Here is a 261-nt window from a genome sequence, read left to right as displayed (position 1 = left end):
CATGAAGCGGTCCTGCTTCTCGCCGGACAGTCCTTCGATCAGCTGTGAATCGCGCGTGGTCCCCAGGGTGGCAGTGGCGATCGCCTGGGTCTCACCGCGGGTGAACAGCGCCGAGCCATGCGCCTTGGGCAACACGCCCACCGCCATGTCCAGCGGTCGCACGGTACGGGTATCACGACCATCGATACGCGGCTCACCGGCGATCACACGTTGACGCACGATACGCTTCTCGAGCGCCGCGAAAGCCGTCGCCACGGCCTC

Annotated in this window: 1 pseudogene; it reads right to left on the bottom strand. The window is 66.3% G+C overall.

The window, feature by feature from the left end:
• A pseudogene (locus tag R0J88_RS21120) lies at positions 1 to 261 on the bottom strand (polyribonucleotide nucleotidyltransferase); the annotation flags it as partial.

The organism is Pseudoalteromonas sp. SIMBA_162 (genome assembly GCF_046535955.1).
GTDB lineage: Bacteria > Pseudomonadota > Gammaproteobacteria > Enterobacterales > Alteromonadaceae > Pseudoalteromonas > Pseudoalteromonas marina.
Note: the sequence above shows the minus strand (reverse complement) of the source record. Positions and strands in the feature narration are given on the sequence as shown.